Source organism: Streptomyces sp. Q6 (genome assembly GCF_036967205.1).
GTDB classification, from domain to species: Bacteria; Actinomycetota; Actinomycetes; order Streptomycetales; family Streptomycetaceae; genus Streptomyces; species Streptomyces citrinus.
On the sequence record NZ_CP146022.1, the window covers coordinates 921,822 to 938,763 of the forward strand.

Consider the following 16,942-nt stretch of genomic DNA (forward strand, 5'->3'; position numbering starts at 1 on the left):
TCAGGAGCCGCACATGCGCCCGTCCCCCACCCGATCACTCCCCCGAAGGCGCCGCGCCGCCACCGCGCTCGCCGCCGGCGCCCTGGCGTTCGGCGGGCTCGTCACGCTGCCCTCCCCCGCCGCGTCGGCCGCGACCGCCGACACCGGCGCCCCCAACGGTGACGTGATCGCCAACCTCTGGTCCTGGAACTGGACCTCGGTCGCCAAGGAGTGCACCGACGTCCTGGACCCGGCCGGCTACGGCGCCGTCCAGGTCGCCCCGCCCGAGGAGTCCCTCAAGCAGGCGAACTACTACTGGTGGGACGTCTACCAGCCGTACTCGTACAGCCTGGACAGCCGGTTCGGCAGCGCGAGCGACTTCAGGTCGATGGTCGACACCTGCCACGCGGCGGGCATCGAGGTCTACACGGACGCCGTCATCAACCACACGGCCGCGCAGACCGGCACCGGGTACGCGGGCACCACCATCGGCAACAAGTACGACACCCCGGACTACGACGCCGGCGACAGCGACGACTGCACGAAGACCATCGCCAACTGGTCGGACCAGTACGAGGTGCAGCACTGCGAGCTGCTCGGCATGCCCGACCTCGACACCTCCGAGCCGGGCGTCCGCGCCAAGATCGTGGGCTTCCTCGACAAGCAGATCGACCTGGGCGTGGACGGCTTCCGCGTCGACGCCGCCAAGCACATCGCGACGGCCGACATGAACGCCATCGTGGGGGCGCTGCACACCACGAAGGCGGGCGACGCCCCGTACATCACCCAGGAGGTCTACCCGGGCAACCCGCCCGCCCTGAGCGACTACTACGCCAACGGCGACGTCCTCGACTTCACGTACGCGGCCGCCATGAAGTCGCAGTTCGGCGGCGGCGACATCGCCAACCTGGCGTCGTTCGGCAGCAGTTGGGGTCTGGCGAACGAGGCGAACTCCACCACGTTCGTCACCAACCACGACACCGAGCGCAACGGCTACACGCTCAGCTACAAGGACGGCGCGACGGCCGTCCTCGCCAACGTCTTCCAGCTGGCACGGGGGTACGGCCGCCCGTCGGTCTACGCGGCCTGGAACTTCGGCCAGAGCGACGAGGCGCCGCCGAACAGCTCCGGCTTCGTCAGCGACACCGACTGCTCCCGCGGCTGGACCTGCCTGGACCGCGACACCGCCGTCTCCGGGATGGTCGCCTGGCACAACGCGGTCGCGGGCGCCTCCGTCGCCCACTGGCAGTCCCCCGCCTCGAACGTGATCGGCTTCGGCCGGGGCAGCGGCGGGTTCGTCGCGATCAACAACTCGTCGTCCGCGCACACCCACACGTACACCACCGGGCTCGCCGACGGCACGTACAAGAACGTCATCGACGGCGGCGCCACCACGGTCACCGTCTCGGGCGGCAAGGCCGCGCTGACAGTCCCGGCGAAGGGCGCTGTCGCCTTCTACGACGGCGCCTACGTGTGCACCGTGAACTGCGGTGGCGGAGACGGGGGTTCGGGCGGCGGGGGCACCGTGACCGCCTCCTTCAACGAGTACGCGTCCACACCCTCGGGCACGGACGTCTACGTCGTCGGCTCGGTGGCCGCGCTCGGCTCCTGGAACACGGCGAACGCGGTGAAGCTGTCCTCCGGCGCCTACCCCGTCTGGAAGAAGGACATCGCCGTTCCGGCGTCGTCGTCCATCGAGTACAAGTACCTGAAGAAGGACGCCGCGGGGAACGTCACCTGGGAGTCGAACGCCAACCGGGCGCTCACGACGGGAACGTCGTCCGCGGTGGTCAGCAACTCCTGGAACGTGGCGAACGCGAGCGCCACGGACGTCACCTTCACCGTGAACGCCACGACCGTCACCGGCACGAACGTCTACGTCGTCGGTTCGATCCCCTCGCTCGGCTCCTGGAACCCGGTCGACGCGATCCCGCTGTCGTCGGCGTCCTACCCCTCCTGGGGCAAGTCGGTCATCGTCCCCAAGGGCACGTCCTTCACGTACAAGTACGTGAAGAAGGACGCCGCGGGGAACGTCACGTGGGAGTCCGGTGACAACCGCTCCTACACGACGGGGTCGAGCGCCGGGTACACGGCGAACGACACCTGGAAGTAGTCCGCGGGGCACGCGGGAAGGGGTCGGTGCGCTGCACCGACCCCTTCCCGTGTCCTCATGTCCTCATGTCCTCATGCGGACGACGTCACGGCGTCTCCCACCACACGGTGGTGTCGGCCGGCAGGTCGATGCGACCGTCCTCGACCGTGACCGGGGCCGAGGAGAGCAGCACCGTGCCGGGCGCGGCGATCCGGACCGCTTCGCCCGTCGTGTTGACGGTGCACGCGAACCCGGGGCGCTCGAAGGAGAGCAGTCCGGCGGGGACCTCGTCGTGCCACTTCACGCTGTCACCGGCGCCGAGGCCGGCGTGGGCGCGGCGCGTCGCGAGCGCGGCGCGGTACAGCTCCAGGGTGGAGTCGGGGTCGCCGGTCTGCGCCTCGACGCTCAGCTCGCCCCAGGTGGCCGGCTGCGGCAGCCAGCTGCCGCCGTCACCGAAGCCGTACGAGGGGCCGGTGCGGGTCCACGGGATCGGGACGCGGCAGCCGTCGCGGAAGCCGTCCTGGCCCTGGGCGCGGAAGAACGACGGGTCCTGGCGCACCTCGTCGGGCAGGTCCGTGACGTCGGGCAGGCCCAGCTCCTCGCCCTGGTAGATGTACGCCGAGCCGGGCAGGGCGAGCATCAGGAGGGTGGCGGCGCGGGCGCGGCGCAGGCCGAGCTCGCGGTCGCCGGGGGTGCGGATCTGGGTGCCGCCGGGCGGGTTGGCGTACCGGGTGGCGTGCCGGGTGACGTCGTGGTTGGACAGCACCCAGGTGGCGGGGGCGCCGACGGGCCGCATGGCGTCGAGCGAGCTGTCGATGATCTGGTGCAGCTCGGCCGCCTCCCACGGGGCGCCCAGGTACTGGAAGTTGAAGGCCTGGTGCAGCTCGTCGGGGCGGACGTAGTTCGCGGTGCGCTGCACCGTCGGCGTCCACGCCTCGGCGACGAAGACCCGCTCGCCGTCGTACTCGTCGAGGATCACGCGCCACGAGCGGTAGATCTCGTGGACGCCGTCCTGGTCGAAGAACGGCATGACATCGTTTCCGAGCAGCTTCAGCTGGTCGGCGCCGCCGAGGTCCGGCAGGCCCTCCGCCTTGACGAGGCCGTGCGCGACGTCGATGCGGAAGCCGTCGACGCCCATGTCCAGCCAGAACCGCAGGATGGAGCGGAACTCGTCGGCGACGGCCGGGTGCTCCCAGTTGAGGTCGGGCTGCTCGGGCGCGAAGAGGTGCAGGTACCACTCGCCGTCGGCCAGCCGGGTCCAGGCGGGCCCGCCGAAGATGGACTCCCAGTCGTTGGGCGGGAGTTCGCCGTTCTCGCCCTTGCCGGGGCGGAAGTGGTACCGCTCCCGCAGGGGCGATCCTGGCCCGTCGGCGACGGCGCGCTTGAACCACTCGTGCTGGTCGGAGGAGTGGTTCGGCACGAGGTCGACGATGATGCGCAGGCCGAGCGCGTGCGCGTCCCTGATCACCGCGTCGGCGTCGAGGAGCGTGCCGTACATCGGGTCGACGGCCCGGTAGTCGGCGACGTCGTAGCCACCGTCGGCCTGCGGGGACGCGTAGAAGGGGCTCAGCCACACGGCGTCGACGCCGAGGTCGCGCAGGTGCGGGAGGTGGCGGCGGATACCTTCGAGGTCACCGGTGCCGTCGCCGTTGCTGTCGGCGAAGCTGCGCGGGTAGACCTGGTAGATGACCGCGTCGCGCCACCAGTCGGTGGCCTCGCGGGTCGCGGCGGCGCGGGCCGGGGACTCGTCCGTGGAGTGCTGGCTCATGGTGTCCTTGCTGCGGGAAGGAGCGGGCAACTGGTCGGTCGTCAGGTGGGGTTCAGCCCTTGGTGCCGCCGGCCGTCAGACCGGTGACCAGGTGCTTCTGGACAAGGTAGAAGAAGGCCGTCACGGGGATGGCGATCAACACCGCCGTGGCCGCCATGAGGTTCCACTGCGCGTCGTGCTCGCTGATGAAGCTCTGGAGGCCCACCGCGAACGTGTACTTCGAGTCGTCGAGCATGAACGTCGAGGCGAAGGCGACCTCGGCGAACGCCGTGATGAAGCTGTAGAACGCGGCGACCGCGATACCGGGCTTCGCCAGCGGCAGGATCAGCCGGTAGAAGGTGCCGAACGGGCTGAGCCCGTCGATCCGGCCCGCTTCGTCGATCTCCATCGGGACCGTGTCGAAGTAGCCCTTCATCAGCCACGTGCAGTAGGGCACGATCGTGGTGCAGTTGACCAGGACGAGGCCCTGGTACGTGTCCACCAGGCCGAGTTCCGAGAAGATCTCGTACATCGGCACGATCAGGACGGCGATGGGGAAGGCCTGCGTGAGCAGCAGCACCCACATCAGCGGCTTGTAGCCGGGGAAACGCATGCGGGAGACCGCGTAGCCCGTCGTCGCGGCGAACATCACGCCGACGAGGGTGGTGCCCAGCGACACGATCAGCGTCGACGTCATCCAGTCGAAGAAGCCGGTGTGCTGGAGCACGTACGCGTAGTTGTCGAGGGTCGCCTTGCTCGCGATGCCGCCCGGGTGCAGGTAGTCGTCCTTGTCCGGACCGACCGACAGGTACACCAGCCAGACGATGGGGAACAGGGCGATGAGGCTGGCCACGCCGAGGATGCCGTGCGTGACCGCCCGGCCCGCCGGGCTCTGTTCGCCGCGCCGGCGCACCTTGCGCGGGGCGGCGGGGGCGTCCGGTGCGGCGGAGCGCTGCGCGGGGACCGGCGCGGTGACGGAAGTCGTGGTGCTCATGGTGGTGGCTCCTGCGGCGTCAGACGGCGAGCTGCTCATTGCGCTTCAACCAGCGGTAGTAGAAGGACGTGAAGACGGTCAGGATCGCGAGCAGCAGGACGCCGTACGAGGCGGACTGCGCGAAGTCACGCGGCTGCTGGCCGAAGCCGAGCCGGTAGGCCCAGGTGACGAGGATCTGCGCGTCCGGCGCGGTGTTGCCGAACAGCAGGAAGATGATCGCGAACTGGTTGAACGTCCAGATCACGCCCAGCAGGACGACGGTCGAGCTGACCGACCGCAGGCCCGGCAGGGTGATGTGGCGGAAGCGCTGCCAGGCGGTCGCGCCGTCCATCTCGGCGGCCTCGTACAGGGAGGCGTCGATGGACTGGAGCCCGCCGAGCAGCGAGATCATCATGAACGGCACGCCGCACCAGGTGTTGACGAGGATCGCGGCGAGCCGCTGGAACGTCGGGTCCTCCAGCCAGGACGGCTGGGGCAGGTGCAGGGAGCCGAGCGCCGAGTTGATGATCCCGGAGTCGGCGAGCATGATCCGCCACGCGAAGACGGTGACGAAGGTGGGCACGGCCCACGGCAGGATCAGCATCAGCCGGTAGAAGGTGCGGCCGCGCATCTTCTGGTTGAGGAGCAGCGCGAGGCCGAGCCCGATGGAGTAGTGCAGGACCACGCAGGCCGCGGTCCACACGACGGTCCAGATGAAGTGCGACCAGAAGCGGTCGTACGAGGCGGGGCCCCACAGGATGTCGGCGTAGTTGTCGAGGCCGACGAACTGGTAGGTGGCGTCGATGTGGTTGACGCCGATGGTGCGGGCGGAGTTGAGGCTGTTGGCGTCGGTGAGGGTCAGATAGAAGCCCCGCACCAGGGGGTAGCCGACGAGGACGCCGAGGACGACGACGACCGGAGCGATCATCGCGTACGCGTACCAGTACTTGCGGTACGAGTCCTTCAGGCGCCGGATCGGTCCTGGGCGCGGCTCACGGCTCGTGGCGGCCGGTCGGTCGACGGCGAGGGTCATGCGGGGCACCTTCTGAAATGGGCTGCGGCAGGAAGGTGCCGGTTCGCGCCCTCCCCCCGAGGGGCGCGAACCGGCTGGGACTACGAGGTCACCGACGTCACTTGGTGAAGTCCGGGACCAGCTTGGCGAACGCCGTCTCCAGGTTCGCCAGACCCTTGTCCAGGTCTTCCTTGCCGGTGGCGATCTTCGGCAGCTCCTGGTCCATCGGGGTCCACAGCGAGCTGTACTCGGGCAGCTCGGGCCGCGGCTGGGCGGCGGCGAGGACCTTCTGGTAGCCGGCGATGCCCGGGTCGGCCGTGACCTTCGCGGTGTACGCGTCGGAGCGCGTGGGCAGCGTCGAGTTCTTCAGGGCGATCTGCTCCTGCGTCTTCGCCGACGTCATCCACTTGACGAACGTCAGGGACGCCGTCTGGTGGGCCTTGTCCGAGCCCGCGTAGACGGACAGGTTGTGGCCGCCCGTCGGGGCGCCGGCCTTGCCCGCGGAACCGGCCGGGACGGTGGCGATGCCGAGGTTCGACTTGTCCTTGAACGCCGAGCCCTTGTAGAAGTTCGTGATCTCCCACGGGCCCTGGATGATCGAGGCGACCTTGCCGTTGACGAAGGCGTCCTGGATGTGGGCGTAGGCGTCGGCGGTGGCGTCGGCCTTGTGCAGGCCCTTGCCGGAGAAGAGGCCCTTCCAGGTGGTGTAGCCCTTCTTGGCCTCGGCGGAGGCGATGGTGATCTTCTTGCCGGAGGCGTCGACGGTGTCGGTGCCCTCGCCGAAGAGGAACGGCTGGGAGTAGTAGCCGGACGTGGACTGCCAGTAGCCGTCGGAGCCGGTCTTCGCCTTGACCTTGGCGGCGTCCGCCTTCAGCTGCTCCCACGTGGTGGGCGCCTCGGTGATGCCGGCCTTCTCGAAGAGGGCCTTGTTGTAGACGAGGGCGAGGGTGTCGGTGACCAGCGGCACGCCGTAGGTCTTGCCCTCGAACTGCGCCTGCTTGACCAGGCTCTCCTGGAACTTGCCCTTCTCCGAGAGCGCCTCCGTGCCGTCGAGCGGCAGCAGGTAGCTCTTCTTGGCGAACGCGGGGGTCCAGCCGACCTCGGCGCGCAGCACGTCCGGGGCACCGCTGGCGCCGGCCGCGGTGTCGAACTTGTTCTGCGCCTGGTCGAAGGGCACGTTGACGTACTTGACCTTGATGTCCGGGTTGGACTTCTCGAAGTCCTTGACCAACGCCTTGTACGTGGGCGCCTCGTTGGTGGCGTTCGACGTGTCCCACCACGTGATGGTGACCGGGCCCGACGCCTTGCCACTGTCGTCGTCGCTACCGCCGCAGGCCGTCGCCGCAAGTGCGAGGGACGCCACCATCGCGGTGGCCGCTATGCCACGCCGCATGAGATCTCCTAGAGGGTGAAAGCCCGTGAGTGGGCGAGGAGCGGTCCCGTCCGCTGCCTCTGGCCGACTTGCCGACTGCACCGTTGCGGCCGCCGGGCGACGTGAACGTAACAGCGCGGCAAGCCGCGCGAAAGACCTTGCTGAAAAAATTTGCAGGATCGGCGGCGAGTTACCGCTTCGTGACCCGTAACTGTCGGCTCAAGCTGTGCACTTATGCCCGATTACGATGCTGTTTGCCGTCCTGCAAGAGTCCTGCAAGCTCTTGCCACGGGGCGCTCGCACGGGGGATCATCGGGAGCCTTGCCTTTCCGTAGAGCGGTTCGCCGCCTCCACCGACCCGTTCTCCCGAGGAGCGCGATGACGCAGCTGCCCGCCCAGGCCTCCCGGCGCCCGGCACAGTCCCCACCCGTGACCGCGCGCCTGGCCGACATCGCCGCCCAGGCGGGGGTCAGCGAGGCGACGGTCAGCCGGGTCCTGAACGGCAAGCCGGGCGTCGCCGCGGCCACCCGGCAGTCGGTGCTCGCCGCGCTCGACGTCCTCGGCTACGAGCGCCCGGTGCGGCTGCGTCAGCGCAGCGAGGGCCTGGTCGGCCTCATCACGCCGGAGCTGGAGAACCCGATCTTTCCCGCGCTCGCCCAGATCATCGGGCAGGCGCTGACCCGGCAGGGCTACACCCCGGTCCTCGCGACCCAGACGCCGGGCGGCTCGACCGAGGACGAGCTCACGGAGATGCTCGTCGACCGGGGCGTCACCGGCATCATCTACGTGTCCGGGCTGCACGCCGACACCACGGCCGACGCCCAGCGCTACGAGCAACTGCGGGCGCAGGGCGTGCCGTTCGTGCTCGTCGACGGGTTCTCGCCGAAGGTGCAGGCGCCGTTCATCTCGCCCGACGACCGGGCCGCGATGCAGCTCGCCGTCACGCACCTGGCCTCGCTCGGGCACAGCCGCATCGGCCTGGCGGTCGGGCCGAAGCGTTTCGTGCCGGTGCAGCGGAAGATCGAGGGGTTCGTGCGCACGATGAAGGACCGGTTCGGCCTCACCCCGGACGAGATCGAGCGGGACCTCGTCCAGCACTCGCTCTACACGTTGGAGGGCGGGCAGGCGGCGGCGTCCGATCTGATGGACCGTGGTTGTACGGCGATCGTCTGCGCCAGCGACATGATGGCGCTCGGTGCGATCCGCGCGGCACGGCAGCGCGGTCACGAGGTGCCCGACGACATCTCGGTGGTCGGTTTCGACGACTCGCCGCTGATCGCTTTCACCGATCCGCCGCTGACCACGGTGCGCAAGCCCGTGCAGGCCATGGGCCAGGCGGCGGTCCGCGCGGTGCTCGAGGAGATCGGCGGCACGCCGGCCCCGCACACCGAGTTCGTCTTCATGCCGGAGCTCGTGGTGCGCGGCTCGACCGCTTCGGGCCCCGGTGTCGTGGGCGTCACGAGCCGGAACTGAACGCGGCGGGCCCGCCGTCCGTACCCTCCGACGAGCCCGGCATCCACCGGGCGACCACGGGGGCCGTGCGGGAGGTACGGACAGTGCGCAGAACGCTCCACTGAGACGGGTGGTACGGCTGTCGACCGCAGCCGCGCCGCCCGTCTGATCTTTTCTCACCTTTCCTCAGGTAATTCCTGAGTTCTTTTTCCTGTGCTCGGAGTGCGGCTCACGCCTGCCCGAAAACAGGTTCACGGCGGCTCGAATTCCGATTCGACAGAGGCCCCCGAATTGATTTCCGGACCACTCGGTTCCTCGTTGACAGGCCCCTTTCGCGACCCCAATGCTGGCTGCACACCAGCGATTCCGGGAATTCGCACAAGGCCAATGAACCCCGGGAGGGAGGAAAGCCATGAAGAAGATTTCCGTCCGCAAGGCGGGCCCGATCCGTCTGACCACCGCCTGCTACTACCTCTGCGGCGACGCCGCGTAATTCCAGTCCACAGGTGGGAGCCGGGCCGCCTTCGGGGCCCGGCTCCTTCCCACCGTTCCCACCCGCGGGAGGGGGTGCCGGATGACGCAGCTGACGCGGACCGTGCGTCTGCACCGGCTCACGATGGTCGACGAGGACGACGGCGTGATGGTCGGCAGGCCCGACGTCGGCTCGTACGCGGTCTTCCCCGAGGAAGGGGCGCAGGCGCTGCGGATGTTCGCCGACGGGGTGCCCGTCGACGAGGTCGGCGCCTGGTACGAGCGCACCTGCGGGGCGCCGCTCGACATGGCGGACTTCCTGGAGACCCTGGCCGACCTGGAGTTCCTGCGTACCGACGAGGAGGCCGACGCGCCGGGCACGGTGCGCTGGCAGCGTCTGGGCCGCGCCGTGTTCTCCTGGCCGGCGTGGCTCGCGTACGCCGCGCTCGTGGCGGGCGCGGTGACGGCGATGGTGCGCGACCCCGGCCTGCGGCCGACGTACCACCAGGTGTTCTTCACCGACTACGTGTCGCTGATCCCCGTCACGATCTTCGCGCTCGCCATCCCGTGCATCGTCGTGCACGAGGGCTCGCACGCGCTCGCCGGGCGCCGGCTCGGCCTGCCGTCGACGCTCGGGCTCGGGCGCAGGCTCTACTACCTGGTCGCCGAGACGCGGCTCGATTCCCTGCTGAGCGTCGAACGCAAGAAACGCTATCTTCCGTTCTGCGCGGGCATGCTGGCGGATGTCGTCCTGTTCTGCGGGCTCACCCTCCTTTCGATTCCGCTCGACGGGCACGGTATTCCGTCCTGGATTCACAAACTCTGTCTCGCTGTCGCCTTCACCTGCGTCCTGCGCCTCATCTGGCAATTCCTGTTCTATTTGGAAACGGACCTGTATTACGTGGTGACGACAGCGGCCCGTTGTACGGATCTCCAGAACGCGACCCGTTTCCGGCTGCGCTCCGGACTGCGCCGGGCACTGCGCCGCCCGCCCACCGGGGCCGACACGGAGTACTCGCCGCGCGACCGTTCCGTGGCCCGCTGGTACGCGCCGCTGCTGGTCGCCGGGTACGGGTTCTCGCTCGCCTCGCTCGCCTGGGCCGGCCTGCCGACCGCGCTGCATTTCTGGTCGACGATCGTCGACCGGCTCGGCGGGGCGGAGACCTCGTTCTGGGAGCTCTTCGACGCGGCCGTGTTCATCGCCCTGTCGGGGTCGCAGATCGCCCTGCTCGTCCACGTCACTCTGCGGGACCGGCGCGAGCGCGCCCGGTCCCGGACCACCACCGCACCGCAAGGAGCCCTGCCATGACCGCTCTGTCGACCCGTCACCGGTGGCTCGACGCCACCGCACGGCCCACCGACGCCGGGCCGCCGCCCGCCGCGTCCCTGGAGGTGCGCTGCCACCGCCGGTTACGCGGGCCGTTCACCGCCGCGCACTTCCTGCTCAACCGGGCGGTGCCCGAACTCGTCGCGCGGGATCGCGAGTTGGTGGCCGCCGCACGGGCCGCCGAGGTGGAGGCCATCGCGCCGGAACTGCTCGCGATCGTGCCGACACCGCCGCAGACCCTCACCCAGCTCGCCGTGGCGACGGAGCGCACCCGCTTCTATCCGGCGACCCGGGCGCTGCGCATCGCGCACGGCGTCGCCGAACTCCTCATGGACTGGGCCAGGTTGACGCGTCCGGGCGGGGTGACGATCGTCTTCCGGGACCTGGACGACGCCGACCCCACGGACCGCGACCTGGTGGCGGTGCTGCTGCGCCGCTGCGACCCGGCGCTCCTGACCGTCGTCGTGGACGGCGCGGGGGCCGCCGACGACCTGCTGGGCACGGCGCTCGCCGCGCACACCGTGCGCACGCCCCGCATCCCGCGCGTCGACCCGGAGCTGCTGCCCGACACGGATCTCGCGCAGCTGTTCATCGACTCCGACGGCACCAGCGGCGATCCGCGCCTGCGCCGGGCGTACGCGGCACTGCCCGCGGCCGAACGGGCCCGCAGGCACACCGCGCGCGCCGCGGTCCTCGCCGCCCGGGACGAGCCGACGCTGCGGCTCGGCGCGATCCCATACCACCTGGAGCGGGGCACCGACCCGCGGGGCGCGGGCGTCGACGCCATCGCGGAGGCCGTCAACTCCTGCTTCGCCAAAGGGTTCTACGAGGCCGTGGTCGACCTCGCGCTGCGCGGCCGCGCCCTGCTCGCCGACGAGGAGCCCGGCCGTACGTACTGGAACCTGACCCACAAGGCCGGCGCGTGCCTGTGCTACCTGGGACGCGGCGCGGACGCCTTCGCGTACTTCGAGGAGATGCGGCGCGGCTCGACGTCGGCGGACGCCCACATGGGGACGGCGTACCTGATGGCGATGCTCTACACGCGCTTCCTGCCGAAGGACGACCACGACGAGGATCTCGCCCTGGCCTGGGTGAACACCGCGATCTCGATCGCCGACGTGCACCCCGATCCGCACAAGCGGGTCCTGGTGCGGGCGTTCATGCGCAACGCGCGCGCCCTCGTGGAGCTGCACCGCGGCGACGCGGACGCCTCCCTCGCGCTGGTCGACGAGGCGATGGCGATCACCGACGCCGACTTCGGCCCGGACGAGCAACTCCTGCACCGCTCGGTGCTGTTGTACAACCGGGCGCAGGTGCGCGGGGCCCGCCGCGACCACACGGCCTCGCTGGAGGACTACGACGAGGTGATCCGCCGCGACCCGGACTACGGGGACTACTACTTCGAGCGGGCCGCGCAGCACCGCGCCCTCGGGCACCACCGGGAGGCGCTCGCGGACTACGCGACGGCGATCCGGCTCACGCCGCCGTTCTACGAGGCGCACTTCAACCGGGCCGATCTGCTGCGGGAACTGGGCGACGACGCGGGTGCGCTGCGCGACCTGGACCGGGCCCTCGATCTCGAACCGGACCATGTCGACTCGCTGATCCACCGCGCCGATCTGCTGCTGTCGCGCGGCGGGTTCGACGCGGCCCGCGCCGACATCGACCACGGCCTGTCGCTCGCTCCGGCGAACGCCCGACTCCTGACCGCACAGGGGGCGTTGGAGGCGGAGCTGGGTGACGCAGAAGCGGCCTTCGCCAGCTACTCGCAGGCGCTGCGCGCGGACCCGGCGTGCGCCGCCGCGTGGGCGAACCGGGCCGTGCTCGCCTTCGACGCGGGGGACGCGGAGCGGGCGGCCCGCGACCTCGACGAGGCGCTCGCGCTCATGGACGACGCCGAGTTGCGGACCAACCGGGCGGTGGCGCTCCAGGCCCTCGGCGAGCACGGGCGCGCGGCGGACGACCTGGACCGCGCGGTGGCGGCGCTCGACGGCGTCACCGACCCGGAGCTGCTGTATCTGCGGGGCGTCAGCCGGTTCGCGCTCGACGACACGGAGGGCGCGCTCATGGACTGGCGGGCGCATCTGGCCGCGTACGAGGACGACGACGCGTCGCCGCACGCCGCGGAGATCCGTGCCCGCGCCGGTTCGGCGCTGCGGGAGGAGCGGCGTGAGCCGGACCGACACCACCCGGCACCTGACGGTGGCGCCCGCGGCGGGCGCCGCCGCCGAACCGGAGCGTTCCGACGTCGTGCGGTCCGTGCTGCGCCGGCACGCCAAGGGCGTCGCCGTCGTCACGGTCGGCGGCGAGCGCCCGGTCGGTTTCTGCGTGACGTCGCTGGCCTCGCTCTCCCTCGACCCGCCGCTGATGTCGTTCACGGTCGGGCTGCGCTCCACGTCGTGGGGCGCGGTCCGGGACGCGACCTGGGTGATGGTGCAGCTTCTGGCGGCGGGGCAGGAGGACGTGGCGCGGGTCTTCGCGGGGCCGACCCCGGCGCGGTTCGGCCCCGGCACGTCCTGGCACCGGGACCCGCTCGGCCTGCCCGCGCTCGACGGGGTCCTCGCGCGCTTCGTCCTGACGCCGGTCAGCCGCCGCCCGGTCGGCGATCACGCCCTGGTCATCGGGCTCGTGGTGCGCGCCGGACGGGGCGCGGACGCGGGGCCGCTGGTGCACCACGACGGCCGGTTCGTCGACCTGCCGCGCGTGTGCGACCCCGCCGTCTGAGAGCCCGCACCGAGCCCGCCGGGAGCGCGGTCACGGTGCGGGTTCGGCCGCCTGGGCGATCAGCCACGAGTACAGCGCCGCCGTCCGTGGATCGCCGGCCACGGGCCGTCGGGCGAGCAGGTGGTAGCCGGTCCCGTCGGGCACGAAGCCGTACGGCGCCACGAGCACACCGCGCTCCAGGTCGTCGTGGACCAGGGCGTACGGGCCGATGGCCGTGCCCACTCCGGCCACGGCGGCCTGGAGGGTCAACGAGAAGTGCTCCAGGGTCTGTTCGGACCCGGCCGGGTGTGTCTGCCCGGTCCTGGCCCGCCAGTCGGCCCACGCGCCGGGCCGGGTCGCGGTGTGCAGCAGCACGTCGGGCGGCACGCCACCGGGGCGGTGCACGGGCCCGACGTGCTCGGCGAACAGGCGGGCGCTGTGCGTACCGGCGGGGAACGGGAAGTCGTCGCGGCGGATCGCCACGTCGATGCCGTCGCGCTCGAAGGCCACGGGTCCGCCCGCGGCGGACAGGTGCAGCGTGAGGTCGGGGGCCGTGCGGGCGAGGTCGGGCAGGCGGGGGATGAGCCAGCGCATCAGGAGCGTCGGCTCGCAGGAGAGGGTGAGCGGTCCGGTGGGCGGGCGCCGGGCGATCTCCCGGGCGGCGTCCTCGATCCGGTCGAGCGCGTCCCGGACGACGGCCGCGAGTCCGCGGGCCTGCGGGGTGGGGGTGAGCTCCCGGGTGCCGCGCACGAACAGGTCGGCGCCGAGGGCCCGTTCGAGGTTGCGGACCTGGCGGCTGACGGCGCCGTGCGTGACGTGGAGTTGGCGCGCGGCGGCCGTCATGCTGCCGTGCCGGACGGTCGCCTCGAAGGGCCGCAAGGTGCTCAGCGGGGGCAGGTCGGGCCGGGACATGGGTGAACTCTAGTCACCGGTGCACGGGCGTCCACCGCACTCAGGGCTCCCACCTGTGACCTGCGCTCACAGCCCCCGTGCGAAACGATCGCTTGTCCCGTCGTACCGGGCGACGCCACGATGAGCCCGTCACCGACCATCACTCCGAAGGGCTTCGTCTTGCGTGTCGCGATTCTGGCCGACGACCTCACGAGCGCCGGGGACGGCGCGGCCCCGTTCGGTGCGGCGCGCGTCGTGGTGGCGCCGCCGCACGCGCCGCCACCGGCCACGGACGGCGTGCTGGCCGTCGACCTCGCCACCCGTACCGCCTCGGTGGCGGTCGCGGCGTCCCGCACGGAGCGCGCCGCGCGCCTGCTCCGTGGCGCCGACCTCCTGATGAAGACGGTGGACTCCACGCTCCGCGGTCATCTCGCCGCCGAGACGGAGGCGGCCCGGCGCGGCTCCGGGCGCGGTACCGTCATCGTCGCGCCCGCCTTCCCCGCCGGGCGCCGCGGCACCGTCGACGGAATCCAGTACGTCGGTGACGTCCCGGTCCACCTGAGCGAGTTCGGCCGCGATCCGGTGCATCCGGTGCGCTCCGCGAACCTGCGGGAGGTGCTGCCCGGAGCGGTGCTCGTGGCCCGGGGGGAGGTCCCGGACCGGGAGGCCGGCGGGGTGTTCGTGTGCGACGCGGTGACCGACGCCGACCTCGACCGGCTCGTGGCGGCCGCACCGCACCCCGGCGACGCCCTGTGGGTGGGCTCCCCGGGCTCGCGGCGGCACTCGCCCGTCGGTGGCCGACTCGCCCCGCGCCGCCCGTGCCGCTGCCGCCCGTCGCCGCCCCGCTCGTCGTCGTCGGCAGCGCCCACCCGGCCTCGCGCCGTCAGCTCGCCGCGCTCCGCGAGGCCGCCCCGTACGTCCGCGTGGTGCACACCCCGGACGACCGGCGGGATCCGGGCGGCCTGCTGCCGGGGCTCGCCGAGCAGGTCCGCGCCCACGTCACCGGCGGCACGGCCGACGCTCTCGTGCTGACCGGAGGCGAGACCGCGGCGGCCGTGCTCGCCGCGCTCGGCGCCGACGGATTCGACCTGCTCGCCGAGCCCGAACCCGGGGTCGCCCAGGGCCTCTTGACCGGCTCCCCGCGCATCCCGCTGGTCATCAAGGCGGGCGGCTTCGGCGACGACGGGACGCTGGCGCGGCTGTGCCGCGCCCTGACGACCGCCGTGCCGGACGGTGCCGCGTGAAGCCGCTCGCGCTCACCCTGGGCGACCCCGCGGGCATCGGACCCGAGATCGTGGTGAAGGCCTGCGCCGATCCTTCGCGGACGGTGCCCGTGACCGTGATCGGCGACCCGGGCGTCCTGGCCCGCGCGACCGCGTCGACCGGTGTCCGCCTCCCCGAGGACGTCGACGTCGTGGCCGAGACGCGGTTGCGGCCCGACGTGCGGTGGGGCGAGGTGGACGCCCGTGCCGGCGCCGCCTCGTACGCGTACATCCGTCGCGGTGTCGAGCTGACCCTCGCCGGTGAGACGCGTGCGCTGGTCACCGCCCCGATCAACAAGGAGGCACTGCGTCTCGCCGGGATCGGCCACCCCGGGCACACGGAGATCCTCGCCGAGCTGTCCGGAACCGGCGACTACGCGATGATGATGGCCAACGACGAGCTGCGGATCGTCCTGGTGACGGTGCATCAGTCGCTGCGGTCGGCGCTGGACGCGCTCACCGTCGAGCGCGTACGCGACGTCATCCGACTCACCCACCGCACGCTGCGGCGCTCGGGGCAGACCGCGCCGCGCATCGCCGTGGCCGGGCTGAATCCGCACGCGGGCGAGAACGGGCTCTTCGGCCGCGAGGACCTGGACGTCATCGCCCCCGCCGTACGGGCGGCACGCGCCGAGGGCATCGACGCGAGCGGGCCGTGGCCCGCGGACACCGTGTTCATGCGGGCCCGCGCCGGGGAGTTCGACGTGGTCGTCGCCCAGTACCACGACCAGGGGCTCATCCCGGTCAAGTACCTGGGCATCGAGCACGGCGTGAACATCACCATCGGGCTGCCGTTCGTGCGCACGAGCGTCGACCACGGCACCGCGTTCGACCTCGCGGGCCGCGGCGTCGCCGACCACACGAGCCTCCTCACGGCGCTGCGCCACGCCGACGCGCTGACGACCCCCCGCTGAAAGCACACCACGGCACACGGAGGCATCCCATGGACTTCATCCTCATGCTCACCCGCGCCGACCGCACCGTCTCGGACTGTCTGCGGGCCCTCGACGCCGTCGCGGACGCCGGCGTCCGCCACATCGGCTTCAAGGACATCGGCGTCGACCACGCGACGCTGAAGGAACTGGCCTCCCGTATCGGCGACTTGGGGGCGACCAGCTATCTGGAGGTCGTCAGCACGGGGCGCGAGGCCGCGCTCGACTCCGCGCGCGCCGCGGTCGATCTCGGCGTGGACCGGCTCATGGGCGGCACCTGGGTGGAGGAGACCCTCCCGCTCCTGGACGGCTCGGAGATCGCCTACCTCCCCTTCGTCGGCGATCCGATCGGGCACCCCACCCGCCTCGGCGGCACACCCGGGAAGATCGCCGCAGACTGCCGCCGGGCCGAGGCGGCGGGGTGCGCCGGTGTCGACCTGCTCGCCTACCGGACCACCGGCGACGATCCGCTCGCCCTGGTCCGCGCGGCGCGGGCGGCGACGGCCGGGCGGCTCGTCGTCGCGGGCGGCATCACGGGGCCGGCGCAGATCGAGGCGCTCGCCGCCGCCGGAGCGGACGCCTTCACGGTCGGCTCCGCGCTCTTCGACGGCAGCGTCGACCCGAACGCCGCGACGCTGGCCGCGCAGCTCGCCCCGATCCTGGCCACGACGGCCACGACCGGCGGCGGCCACTGAGCCATTGGTACAGTCGCCATGATCACGCTCCCGC

The 16,942-nt window shown here is 71.7% G+C and carries 13 protein-coding genes and 1 pseudogene; 9 read left to right on the forward strand and 5 right to left on the reverse strand.

The genetic code is table 11. The features are described from left to right. Positions 1-13 precede the first annotated feature (13 nt). Entirely contained in the window at positions 14-2,092 is a 2,079-nt protein-coding gene (locus V2W30_RS04410; protein WP_338693801.1) for a carbohydrate-binding module family 20 domain-containing protein, read from the forward strand. Between the two features lie 85 nt (positions 2,093-2,177). Here the strand turns inward: V2W30_RS04410 and V2W30_RS04415 are convergent, their stop codons facing one another. From V2W30_RS04415 to V2W30_RS04430, 4 genes are all read right to left on the reverse strand, one after another. Next, positions 2,178-3,839 (reverse strand): glycoside hydrolase family 13 protein, encoded by a 1,662-nt coding sequence (locus V2W30_RS04415; RefSeq protein ID WP_338693802.1) that lies wholly within the window; start codon positions 3,837-3,839, stop codon positions 2,178-2,180. Positions 3,840-3,891: 52 nt separating this feature from the next. Continuing rightward, entirely contained in the window at positions 3,892-4,812 is a 921-nt protein-coding gene (locus V2W30_RS04420) for a carbohydrate ABC transporter permease (RefSeq protein ID WP_338693803.1), read from the reverse strand. Positions 4,813-4,831: 19 nt separating this feature from the next. Further along, positions 4,832-5,824, reverse strand: a complete 993-nt coding sequence (locus V2W30_RS04425) for a sugar ABC transporter permease (RefSeq protein WP_338693804.1) — start codon at positions 5,822-5,824, stop codon at positions 4,832-4,834. Positions 5,825-5,921: 97 nt separating this feature from the next. Next, positions 5,922-7,196 (reverse strand): extracellular solute-binding protein, encoded by a 1,275-nt coding sequence (locus V2W30_RS04430; RefSeq protein ID WP_338693805.1) that lies wholly within the window; start codon positions 7,194-7,196, stop codon positions 5,922-5,924. 408 nt (positions 7,197-7,604) lie between these two features. On the opposite strand from V2W30_RS04430, the gene V2W30_RS04435 reads away from it, so the two are divergent. The 4 genes and pseudogenes from V2W30_RS04435 to V2W30_RS04450 all read left to right on the forward strand — a co-directional run bounded on the left by V2W30_RS04435 (position 7,605) and on the right by V2W30_RS04450 (position 13,149). Continuing rightward, a complete protein-coding gene (locus tag V2W30_RS04435; RefSeq protein ID WP_338703479.1) occupies positions 7,605-8,648 on the forward strand; it encodes a LacI family DNA-binding transcriptional regulator in 1,044 nt (347 codons plus the stop codon). Between the two features lie 553 nt (positions 8,649-9,201). Beyond that, positions 9,202-10,407, forward strand: coding sequence for a hypothetical protein (locus V2W30_RS04440; protein ID WP_338693806.1), 1,206 nt, complete (start codon positions 9,202-9,204; stop codon positions 10,405-10,407). A gap of 1,253 nt (positions 10,408-11,660) precedes the next feature. Then, positions 11,661-11,972 (forward strand): annotated as a pseudogene (locus V2W30_RS41505) (tetratricopeptide repeat protein); the annotation flags it as partial. A gap of 622 nt (positions 11,973-12,594) precedes the next feature. After that, positions 12,595-13,149: a flavin reductase family protein gene (locus V2W30_RS04450; RefSeq protein ID WP_338693810.1), complete on the forward strand. Its 555-nt coding sequence runs from the start codon at positions 12,595-12,597 to the stop codon at positions 13,147-13,149. Between the two features lie 30 nt (positions 13,150-13,179). Here the strand turns inward: V2W30_RS04450 and V2W30_RS04455 are convergent, their stop codons facing one another. Continuing rightward, positions 13,180-14,040, reverse strand: coding sequence for a LysR family transcriptional regulator (locus V2W30_RS04455; protein WP_338693811.1), 861 nt, complete (start codon positions 14,038-14,040; stop codon positions 13,180-13,182). A 159-nt stretch (positions 14,041-14,199) separates the two neighbouring features. Here V2W30_RS04455 and V2W30_RS04460 point away from each other — a divergent pair, with 159 nt between their 5' ends. From V2W30_RS04460 to V2W30_RS04475, 4 genes are read left to right on the forward strand one after another with little or no spacing between them, the layout of a single operon-like run. Continuing rightward, positions 14,200-15,051, forward strand: coding sequence for a four-carbon acid sugar kinase family protein (locus tag V2W30_RS04460; protein WP_338693812.1), 852 nt, complete (start codon positions 14,200-14,202; stop codon positions 15,049-15,051). After that, entirely contained in the window at positions 15,045-15,263 is a 219-nt protein-coding gene (locus tag V2W30_RS04465; RefSeq protein ID WP_338693813.1) for a nucleotide-binding domain containing protein, read from the forward strand. The genes V2W30_RS04460 and V2W30_RS04465 overlap by 7 nt, the downstream gene beginning before the upstream one ends. Next, entirely contained in the window at positions 15,260-16,195 is a 936-nt protein-coding gene (gene pdxA, locus V2W30_RS04470; protein WP_338693814.1) for a 4-hydroxythreonine-4-phosphate dehydrogenase PdxA, read from the forward strand. The genes V2W30_RS04465 and pdxA overlap by 4 nt, the downstream gene beginning before the upstream one ends. A gap of 29 nt (positions 16,196-16,224) precedes the next feature. Then, positions 16,225-16,908 carry a hypothetical protein gene (locus V2W30_RS04475; RefSeq protein WP_338693816.1) on the forward strand — a complete coding sequence of 228 codons (684 nt, stop codon included), beginning with the start codon at positions 16,225-16,227 and terminating at the stop codon, positions 16,906-16,908. The last annotated feature ends 34 nt before the right edge of the window (positions 16,909-16,942 follow it).